General features: G+C 70.3%; 8 protein-coding genes. 3 read left to right on the top strand and 5 right to left on the bottom strand.

The features are described 5' to 3' along the window. Positions 1 to 111: 111 nt before the first annotated feature. The 5 genes from pgl to tkt are packed head-to-tail and all read right to left on the bottom strand — an operon-like array spanning position 112 to position 6,777. Complete coding sequence (pgl, locus tag GUY60_RS28415; RefSeq protein ID WP_161702881.1) at positions 112 to 897, bottom strand: 6-phosphogluconolactonase; 786 nt, start codon at positions 895 to 897, stop codon at positions 112 to 114. Then, positions 894 to 1,985 (bottom strand): glucose-6-phosphate dehydrogenase assembly protein OpcA, encoded by a 1,092-nt coding sequence (gene opcA, locus GUY60_RS28410; protein WP_161702879.1) that lies wholly within the window; start codon positions 1,983 to 1,985, stop codon positions 894 to 896. Before opcA ends, pgl begins: the two co-directional genes overlap by 4 nt. Beyond that, entirely contained in the window at positions 1,982 to 3,517 is a 1,536-nt protein-coding gene (zwf, locus tag GUY60_RS28405) for a glucose-6-phosphate dehydrogenase (protein ID WP_161702877.1), read from the bottom strand. The genes opcA and zwf overlap by 4 nt, the downstream gene beginning before the upstream one ends. A gap of 2 nt (positions 3,518 to 3,519) precedes the next feature. After that, positions 3,520 to 4,638, bottom strand: a complete 1,119-nt coding sequence (gene tal / locus GUY60_RS28400; RefSeq protein ID WP_161702875.1) for a transaldolase — start codon at positions 4,636 to 4,638, stop codon at positions 3,520 to 3,522. A 51-nt stretch (positions 4,639 to 4,689) separates the two neighbouring features. Continuing rightward, entirely contained in the window at positions 4,690 to 6,777 is a 2,088-nt protein-coding gene (gene tkt / locus GUY60_RS28395; RefSeq protein WP_161702873.1) for a transketolase, read from the bottom strand. 414 nt (positions 6,778 to 7,191) lie between these two features. Here tkt and GUY60_RS28390 point away from each other — a divergent pair, with 414 nt between their 5' ends. The 3 genes from GUY60_RS28390 to GUY60_RS28380 all read left to right on the top strand — a co-directional run. Beyond that, positions 7,192 to 8,166 (top strand): heme o synthase, encoded by a 975-nt coding sequence (locus GUY60_RS28390; protein WP_376771331.1) that lies wholly within the window; start codon positions 7,192 to 7,194, stop codon positions 8,164 to 8,166. Between the two features lie 102 nt (positions 8,167 to 8,268). Next, positions 8,269 to 8,613, top strand: a complete 345-nt coding sequence (locus tag GUY60_RS28385; RefSeq protein WP_161702869.1) for a hypothetical protein — start codon at positions 8,269 to 8,271, stop codon at positions 8,611 to 8,613. A gap of 58 nt (positions 8,614 to 8,671) precedes the next feature. Beyond that, positions 8,672 to 9,688, top strand: a 1,017-nt coding sequence (locus tag GUY60_RS28380; RefSeq protein ID WP_161702867.1) for an amidohydrolase, incomplete at its 3' end; no start/stop codon positions are given.

The following is a 9,688-nucleotide window of genomic DNA, read 5'->3' as shown; positions in this document are numbered from 1 at the left end:
GGGCGGGGCCGGGGGTTTTCTTTCCCCAGTCCCGCCCCTTCCCGAAAGTCCTGCCGGACGGGCCTCCTCAAACGCCGGAGGGGCTGAATGTGCCGGCGGGGCTGAATTCTGTTACGGCGACGCCGGTGGGTACAGGTCTCGCGGCAACTGCGATGCCGCCGCCGAGTCCAGGAGCCACAGCGTGCGGGAGCGGCCGTGGGCGCCCGCTGCCGGGGCCTGGATCTCGCCCGCGCCGGACAGGGCGATGGCCGCGGCCTTCGCCTTGTCCTCGCCCGCCGCGAGCAGCCACACCTCACGGGCGGAGCGGATCGCGGGGAGCGTGAGGGAGATCCGGGTCGGCGGAGGCTTGGGCGCGCCGTGCACACCCACCACCGTCCGCTCGGTCTCCCGTACCGCGGGCAGCTCCGGGAAGAGGGACGCCACGTGGGTGTCCGGGCCGACCCCGAGGAGCAGCACGTCGAAGGCCGGGGCCGCCGAGTGGTTCTCCGGCTGTGCGGCGGCGGCGAGTTCGGCCGCGTACCCCTCGGCGGCGGCGTCGGCGTCGTTGCCGTACGGGCCGTCCGACGCGGGCATCGCGTGCACCCGGGCCGGGTCCAGCGGCACTGAGTCGAGCAGCGCCTCGCGGGCCTGGGTGACATTGCGGTCCGGGTCGCCGTCGGGCAGGAACCGCTCATCGCCCCACCACAGGTCGAGGCGGCCCCAGTCGACGGCGTCCCGCGCGGGGGAGGCGCCGAGTGCGGTGAGGAGCCCGTTGCCGTTGCGGCCGCCGGTGAGGACCACCGAGGCGGAGCCGCGGGCGGCCTGCGCGTCCACGATCTTCGTGATCAGGCGGGCCGCCGCGGCCTGGGCCATGAGCTCCTTGTCGCGGTGGACGACGAGCTGAGGGGCCGTACTCACTTCGTGGCCGCCTTCGATCCGTCGCCGGAGGCGCCCGAGGCGCCCGAAGTCGCCTTCTTCGCCGGGGACTTGGCGGTCTTCTTCGCGGCGGCGTCCCCCGCTCCGGACGCACCGGATGCATCGGACGCACCGGACTGCTCAGCGGCGGCGGTGCCGGGGGCCGGCTCGCCGAGCCGGTCCACGCCGAACTTCAGCGCCGTGGCGTACGTGTCGTCCGGGTCGAGCCGGCGCAGTTCCTCCGCGATCAGCTCGGCCGTCTCGCGCCGCTTCAGCGCCACCGCGCGGTCCGGCTGGCCCTTCATGGAGAGCGTGGCGAGCGAGCCGTCCGGCCGGTGGAGCACGATCGGACCGCAGTCGGTCTCCATGCGTACGGCGGTGAGTCCTGGACCGCTGGACAGCGAGCGCCGCACCGGCACCGAGAGCCGGTCCGCGAGCCACATGCCGAGCAGTTCGCAGCTCGGGTTGAACTCCTCGCCCTCCACCTCGACGGCGGTGACCTTGCAGGTCACCTGGTCGAGCGCGGCGGCCAGCATGGAGCGCCACGGGGTGATCCGGGTCCAGGCCAGGTCCGTGTCGCCGGGCGTGTACGTCTCGGCGCGCGCGGCCAGCTCGTGGGCCGGCCGCTCCGCCGCGTACGTGTCGGTCACCCGGCGCTGGGCGAGCGCGCCCAGCGGGTCGTTGGCCGGGTCGAGCGGAGCGTTCACCGGCCACCACACGACGACCGGGGCGTCCGGCAGAAGCAGCGGCAGGACCACCGACTGGGCGTGGTTGACGACGTCGCCGTAGAGCCGGAGCACCACGGTCTCGCCGGTGCCCGCGTCGGTGCCGACCCGCACCTCGGCGTCCAGACGCGAGGACGTGCGGTCACGGGGCGAGCGCGAGACCCGCTTGATGACCACCAGCTTGCGCGAGGGGTGCTCGCGCGATGCCTCGCTTGCGGCCTTCAGGGAGTCGTACGCGTTCTCCTCGTCGGTGACGATGACCAGCGTGAGCACCATGCCGACGGCGGGGGAGCCGATGGCGCGGCGGCCCTGCACGAGGGCCTTGTTGACCTTGCTGGCCGTGGTGTCCGTGAGGTCGATCTTCATGGGCGACGCCAGCTCCGTCCGTCTCGTTCGAGCATTTCGTCCGCCTCGACGGGGCCCCAGGTGCCCGACGGGTACTGCGCGGGCTTGCCGTTGGTGTCCCAGTGCCGCTCGATCGGGTCGAGAATGTTCCAGGACAACTCGACCTCCTCGGTGCGCGGGAAGAGGTTCGAGTCGCCCAACAGGACGTCCAGGATGAGGCGTTCGTACGCCTCGGGGCTCGACTCCGTGAAGGACTCGCCGTACGCGAAGTCCATGGACACGTCCCGGACCTCCATCGACGTGCCCGGCACCTTCGAGCCGAAGCGCATCGTGACGCCCTCGTCCGGCTGGACCCGGATCACCAGGGCGTTGTGCCCCAGCTCCTCGGTGGCCGTGTGGTCGAAGGGCGAGTGCGGGGCGCGCTGGAAGACGACCGCGATCTCGGTGACCCGGCGGCCGAGACGCTTGCCGGTGCGCAGGTAGAACGGGACGCCCGCCCAGCGACGGTTGTCGATCTCCAGCTTCATCGCGGCGTACGTGTCGGTCTTCGACTTGGGGTCGATGCCGTCCTCTTGGAGGTAGCCGATGACCTTCTCGCCGCCCTGCCAGCCGGCCGCGTACTGACCGCGGACCGTGTGCGCGGACAGGTCCTTCGGCAGCTTCACCGCGCCGAGGACCTTGGTCTTCTCGGCGGCGAGCGCGTCCGCGTCGAAGGAGGCGGGCTCCTCCATCGCGGTCAGGGCGAGCAGTTGGAGCAGGTGGTTCTGGATCACGTCACGGGCGGCGCCGATGCCGTCGTAGTACCCGGCGCGGCCGCCGATGCCGATGTCCTCGGCCATCGTGATCTGCACGTGGTCGACGTACGACCGGTTCCAGATCGGCTCGAACAGCGTGTTGGCGAAGCGGAGCGCCAGGATGTTCTGGACGGTCTCCTTGCCGAGGTAGTGGTCGATGCGGAAGACCTGGTCGGGCTTGAACACCTCGTGCACGATGGCGTTCAGGTCCTGCGCCGAGGCCAGGTCGTGCCCGAAGGGCTTCTCGATGACCGCGCGCCGCCAGGACCCGTCGTTCTGGTCGGCGAGCTCGTGCTTCTTGAGCTGCTGCACGACCTTGGGGAAGAACTTCGGCGGCACCGACAGGTAGAAGGCGAAGTTGCCGCCCGTGCCCTGCGCCTTGTCGAGCTCCTCCATCGTCGACTTCAGCGTCTCGAACGCGTCGTCGTCGTCGAAGTTGCCCTGCACGAACCGCATGCCCTGGCTCAGCTGCTGCCAGACCTCCTCGCGGAACGGCGTGCGGGCGTGCTCCTTGACCGCGTCGTGCACCTCCTGCGCGAAGTCCTCGTCCTGCCACTCGCGGCGGGCGAAGCCGATGAGCGAGAAGCCCGGCGGCAGCAGGCCCCGGTTGGCCAGGTCGTAGACGGCAGGCATCAGCTTCTTACGGGACAAATCGCCCGTGACGCCGAAGATCACCAGGCCCGACGGCCCCGCGATACGCGGGAGCCGTCGGTCCAGTGCGTCACGAAGCGGGTTGGCTCCGTTGACAGTGGGAGACAAAGTCAGCCTTCCGAAGGGGCGAGGCGCTTGAGCTCCGCCTCGGTGGACTTGAGCAGGTCGTTCCAGGAGGACTCGAACTTGTCGACGCCCTCGTCCTCGAGCAGCTGCACCACGTCGTCGTAGGAGATCCCCAGCTTCTCGACGGCGTCGAGCTCGGCACGGGCCTGCTCGTACGTCCCCGAGACGGTGTCGCCGGTGATCCGGCCGTGGTCGGCGGTGGCCTCGAGGGTCGCCTCCGGCATGGTGTTCACGGTGTTCGGCGCGACCAGGTCGTCGACGTACAGGGTGTCCTTGTACGCCTTGTCCTTCACGCCGGTCGAGGCCCACAGCGGGCGCTGCTTGTTGGCGCCCGCCTTGTCCAGGGCGGCCCAGCGGTCGGAGGAGAAGACCTCCTCGTACGCCTCGTACGCCAGGCGGGCGTTGGCGAGACCGGCCTTGCCGCGGGCGGCCTTCGCCGCGTCCGTGCCCAGGGCGTCGATGCGCTTGTCGATCTCGGTGTCCACGCGGGACACGAAGAAGGACGCCACCGAGTGGATCAGGGAGAGGTCGAGGCCCGCGGCCTTCGCCTTCTCCAGACCCGCCAGGTAGGCGTCCATGACCTCGCGGTACCGCTCGAGCGAGAAGATCAGCGTCACGTTCACGCTGATGCCCTTGCCGATGACCTCGGTGATCGCGGGCAGGCCCGCCTTGGTCGCCGGGATCTTGATCAGCGTGTTCGGCCGGTCCACCAGCCAGGCCAGCTGCTTGGCCTCGGCGACCGTGGCCGTGGTGTGGTGCGCCAGGCGCGGGTCGACCTCGATCGACACCCGGCCGTCCTTGCCGCCGGTGGCGTCGAACACCGGGCGGAGGATGTCGGCCGCGTCCCGCACGTCCGCCGTCGTGATCATGCGGATCGCTTCCTCGACGGTCACCTTGCGGGCCGCGAGGTCGGCGAGCTGCTGCTCGTACCCGTCACCGGACGAGATCGCCTTCTGGAAGATCGACGGGTTGGTCGTGACGCCCACGACGTGCTGCTCGTCGATCAGTTCGGCGAGGTTGCCGGACGTGATCCGCTTGCGCGACAGGTCGTCCAGCCAGATCGCGACGCCTTCTTCAGAGAGGCGCTTCAGTGCGTCTGTCATGGAAATTGCATCTCCTGCTTGTGATGAGGGGTAAGTCGTCAGGTACCGGCGTCAGCGCTGCGCGGCCTCAAGGGATTCCTTGGCCGCGGCGGCCACGGCGTCGGCGGTGAAGCCGAACTCCTTGAAGAGGACCTTGGCGTCGGCGGAGGCGCCGAAGTGCTCGAGGGAGACGATGCGTCCGGCGTCGCCGACGTACTTGTGCCAGGTCAGACCGATACCGGCCTCGACCGCCACACGCGCCTTGACGGACGGCGGCAGGACACTGTCGCGGTACTCCTGCGACTGCTCCTCGAACCACTCCACGCACGGCATCGACACGACCCGGGTCGGCACACCGGCGGCCTGCAGCTGCTCGCGCGCCTCGACGGCCAGCTGCACCTCGGAACCCGTACCGATCAGGATCGCCTCGGGCTCGCCGCCCTCGGCCTCGAACAGCACGTAACCACCCTTGGCGGCGGCCTCGTTGCGCTCGTAGGTCGGCACACCCTGGCGGGTGAGGGCGAGACCGTGCGGGGTGCCCTTGCCGAACTCCTTGGTGTAGCGCTTCAGGATCTCGCGCCAGGCGACGGCGGTCTCGTTGGCGTCCGCGGGACGGACGACGTTCAGACCGGGGATCGCGCGCAGCGAGGCCAGGTGCTCCACCGGCTGGTGGGTCGGGCCGTCCTCGCCGAGGCCGATCGAGTCGTGCGTCCACACGTACGTCACCGGCAGGTGCATGAGCGCCGAGAGCCGCACCGCGTTGCGCATGTAGTCGGAGAACACCAGGAAGGTGCCGCCGTAGATACGGGTGTGGCCGTGCAGTGCGATGCCGTTCATGGCCGCGGCCATGGCGTGCTCGCGGATGCCGTAGTGGATCGTCCGGCCGTACGGGTCCGCGCCCGGCAGCGGGTTGCCCTCGGGGAGGAACGAACTCGTCTTGTCGATCGTGGTGTTGTTGGAGCCCGCCAGGTCGGCCGAGCCGCCCCACAGCTCCGGGATCACCGCGCCGAGCGCCTGCAGCACCTTGCCGGACGCGGCACGCGTCGCCAGGCCCTTGCCGGTCTCGAACTCGGGGAGCTTCTCCTCCCAGCCGGCCGGCAGCTCACTGGCCTGCGTACGGTCGAACTCGGCGGCACGCTCCGGGTTGGCGGTGCGCCACGCGGCGAAGGACTTCTCCCACTCCGCCTTGGCCTGCGCGCCACGCTCGAGCGCCTCGCGGGTGTGACCGATGACCTCGTCGGAGACCTCGAAGGACTGCTCCGGGTCGAAGCCCAGGACCCGCTTGGTGGCGGCCACTTCCTCGTCACCCAGGGCCGAACCGTGCGCGGCCTCGGTGTTCTGCGCGCTCGGCGCGGGCCAGGCGATGATCGAACGGGCCGCGATGAACGACGGCTTGTCCGTGACGGCCTTCGCGGCCTGCAGCGCCTCGAACAGACCCTTCGGGTCCAGGTCGCCGCTGGGCAGCTGCTCGACACGCTGCACGTGCCAGCCGTACGCCTCGTACCGCTTGAGGGTGTCCTCGGAGACGGCCGTCTCGGTGTCGCCCTCGATGGAGATGTGGTTGTCGTCCCACAGCATCACCAGGTTGCCGAGCTTCTGGTGCCCGGCCAGCGAGGACGCCTCCGCGGAGATGCCCTCCTGCAGGCAGCCGTCACCGGCGATGACGAAGACGTTGTGGTCGAACGGGGACTCGCCCGCGGGCGCCTGAGGGTCGTACAGACCGCGCTCGTAGCGGGCGGCCATCGCCATGCCCACGGCGTTCGCGACGCCCTGGCCCAGCGGGCCCGTGGTGGTCTCGACGCCGGTGGTGTGGCCGTACTCCGGGTGGCCCGGGGTCTTCGAGCCCCAGGTGCGGAACGCCTTCAGGTCATCGAGCTCCAGGCCGAAACCGGCCAGGTACAGCTGGATGTACAGCGTCAGCGAGGAGTGTCCCGCGGAGAGGACGAACCGGTCACGGCCCACCCAGTCCGCGTCCGCCGGATCGTGCCGCATCACCTTCTGGAAGAGGGTGTACGCCGCGGGCGCGAGGCTCATGGCCGTACCGGGATGGCCGTTGCCGACCTTCTGTACGGAATCCATGGCCAGGACGCGGGCGGTGTCAACAGCCCGCTGGTCAAGATCGGTCCACTCGAGGTCTGTGGTGGTCGGCTCGGTGCTCACCCTGGGTCAGGGCTCCTCTCCACATGCTCTACATGACGGACGTCGTCGTCGGACAACATCGTCCGTCGTCGTACGTCGTCGACTCACGGCGCCATCGCGCGCCGGTCGATGTCGAGCCTACCGCCGCGAGAGCGTGCATTTTTTCGGCTCAATCCAGACTGCCGGGACGCGGTCACCTTCGCCTCCCGAGCGGTCCACCGCGCGTCCACCACCGGCCCGCTCACTTGCCTCACGCGCGAGGTCAAGTGAGCGGGCAGAGCCCGTTGCGGCAACGGGCCCAACACGACGGACCCCCGCGCAGAGCCGGGTATGGCCTACGTCTACAGTGGCGTGGTACGCGCGAGCCTTTACCGGGTCTTCATATTCGGATGACACCCACGGTCGGCTTGCTGGGAGTCTCTGTCAGGGGTGTGCGTGACGGCCGTTGAATCCCGTCCAGATGGTGGGGGCACTGCCCGTACCGAGGACGCGGCGGGTGAGCCCGGGACGAACGCCGGCCGTCGGCCGTTCGGTGCGCTGGTCATGGGGTACGTGGCGCTGACCAAGCCCCGCATCATCGAGCTGCTGCTCATCACCACGGTCCCGGTGATGTTCCTCGCCGAGCAGGGCGTGCCCAACCTGTGGCTGGTCCTCGCGACCTGCTTCGGCGGCTACCTCTCCGCGGGCGGCGCCAACGCCCTGAACATGTGGTACGACCGGGACATCGACGCCCTGATGGACCGCACCCGGAACCGTCCGCTGGTCACCGGCCTGATCAGCCCCACCGAGGGCCTGGTCTTCGGCGTCGCCCTCGCCGTGATCTCCACGGTCTGGTTCGGCCTCCTCGTCAACTGGCTCTCCGCCGCGCTCTCGCTCGGCGCCCTGCTCTTCTACGTGGTCGTCTACACGATGATCCTCAAGCGCAGGACCGCGCAGAACATCGTCTGGGGCGGCATCGCCGGCTGCCTGCCCGTCCTCATCGGCTGGTCGTCCGTCACCAACTCGATGTCCTGGGCCGCCGTCATCCTCTTCATGGTGATCTTCTTCTGGACGCCGCCGCACTACTGGCCGCTGTCGATGAAGGTCAAGGACGACTACGCGCGCGCCCAGATCCCGATGCTCCCGGTGATCGCTTCCAACAAGGTCGTCGCCAAGCAGATCGTGCTCTACAGCTGGGTGATGGTCGGCGTCTCACTGCTGCTCCAGCCGCTCGGCTACACCGGTTGGTTCTACACCGCGGTCGCGCTGCTCACCGGCGGCTTCTGGCTGTGGGAGGCGCACGCGTTGCAGGCCCGCGCCAAGTCCGGGGTGACGGGCGCGAAGCTCAAGGAGATGCGCCTCTTCCACTGGTCCATCACCTACGTCTCGCTGCTGTTCGTCGCGGTCGCGGTGGACCCCTTCCTGCGCTGAGACATCGATTTTCCGATCGCCGGGCGGCTGACCCTCAGCCGCCCGGCGATCGTGTGTCAGGGGCCATTGCCGCCACGGATTACCCACAAGTAGCATCCCGGTATGGCAGACACCCAGGTCGAAGAGACCCCCGCGAACCCGCGCGCCGAGAAGCAGGCGGCGAAGCTCGCCAAGGAGATCGCCGCCTTCGCCAAGGCGCACGGCGGTGCCGAGGCGCAGGTCGCGTACATCGGGGAGCGCGGCTCCCGCATCGTGCTCGTCGGTGAGGACGGCGGCTGGGGCGACCTCGTCGCCCGCACCGACGCCATCGCCCGCAGCGCCGTCGCCAAGTCCGGACTCACCCTCCACGAGGACTTCGACGGCGACTTCGCGGCCAAGGTGAAGACCGGCCCGTACGAGTGGTCGCGCATGGCCGGGATCCAGGTCGGGGGACCTAGCAACACCTGAGGCCGGGTTCACCCGTTAGGACCGTAGACACCGCGACGGTCCACGTACGGGAGCCCGGATGATCGAGACACCGCCCCTGGTGGACCAGTACTGCCACGGGGTGCTGCGTACGGAGCTGGGCCTCGGCACGTTCGAGGCCCACCTCGGGCGGGGCGAGGGGCCACCCGCGCCCGGCACCACCTTCTTCGACACCCAGACCGGCTTCGCGGTACGCCGCTGGTGTCCGCCGCTGCTCGGCCTCGAACCGCACTGCGGGCCCGCCCGTTATCTGGCCCGGCGCCGCGAGCTCGGCGTCCTCGAGACCGGCCGACGGCTGCTCCGGGCCACCGGCATCCACACCTACCTGGTCGACACCGGGCTCCCCGGCGACCTCACAGGGCCGCCTGAACTGGCCGCCGCAGGCGACGCCGAGGCCCACGAGATCGTCCGCCTCGAACTCCTCGCCGAGCAGGTCGCCGACACCTCCGGCACCGTCGAGTCCTTCCTCGCCAACCTCGCCGAGGCCGTGCACGGAGCGGCCGCCGGTGCCGTCGCCTTCGCCTCGGTCGAGGGCGCGCAGGGTCTCGGCCACGCCCCCGAACCGCCCGAGGCGGGAGAGGTGCGGTCCGCCGCCGCCCGCTGGCTGACCACCCGCTGGGCCGAGCGGAGCGCCGCGCTCAGGGGCGGCGGGAACGGCGGCCGGCTCACCGACCCCGTACTCCTTCGGCATCTCGTCTGGATCGCGGTGGCCTCAGGGCGGCCGCTCCAACTGCACGCGGGGGCGGGCGATCCGCAGTGCCATGTCGCGGCGTTCGCGCGGGCCACCGCGGGGCTCGGCACCGATCTCGTGCTGCTGCACCGCTACCCGTACCACCGCAACGCGGCGCAGCTCGCCGGGGCGTTCCCGCATGTGTACGCGGATCTGGGCGCCCCGCTTGTCCGCACCGGGGCGCGGGCGGCGGCGCTGCTCGCTGAGGTGCTCGAACTCGCGCCGTTCGGGAAGCTGTTGTTCTCCAGCGGCGCGCACGGGCTGCCCGAGCTGCATGTGGTCGGGGCCCGGCTGTTCGGCGAGGCGCTGGGGCGGGTGCTTGGTGGG

It is taken from the genome of Streptomyces boluensis (genome assembly GCF_009908195.1).
Lineage (GTDB): Bacteria > Actinomycetota > Actinomycetes > Streptomycetales > Streptomycetaceae > Streptomyces > Streptomyces boluensis.
This window is presented reverse-complemented; position numbering and strand designations above follow the sequence as displayed.

What these genes read in the sequence shown, in the direction of transcription:
- opcA (WP_161702879.1), bottom strand. Translation starts at nt 1,985, where the DNA reads ATGAAGATCGACCTCACGGACACCACGGCCAGCAAGGTCAACAAGGCC.
- tal (WP_161702875.1), bottom strand. Translation starts at nt 4,638, where the DNA reads ATGACAGACGCACTGAAGCGCCTCTCTGAAGAAGGCGTCGCGATCTGG.
- GUY60_RS28385 (WP_161702869.1), top strand. Translation starts at nt 8,269, where the DNA reads ATGGCAGACACCCAGGTCGAAGAGACCCCCGCGAACCCGCGCGCCGAG.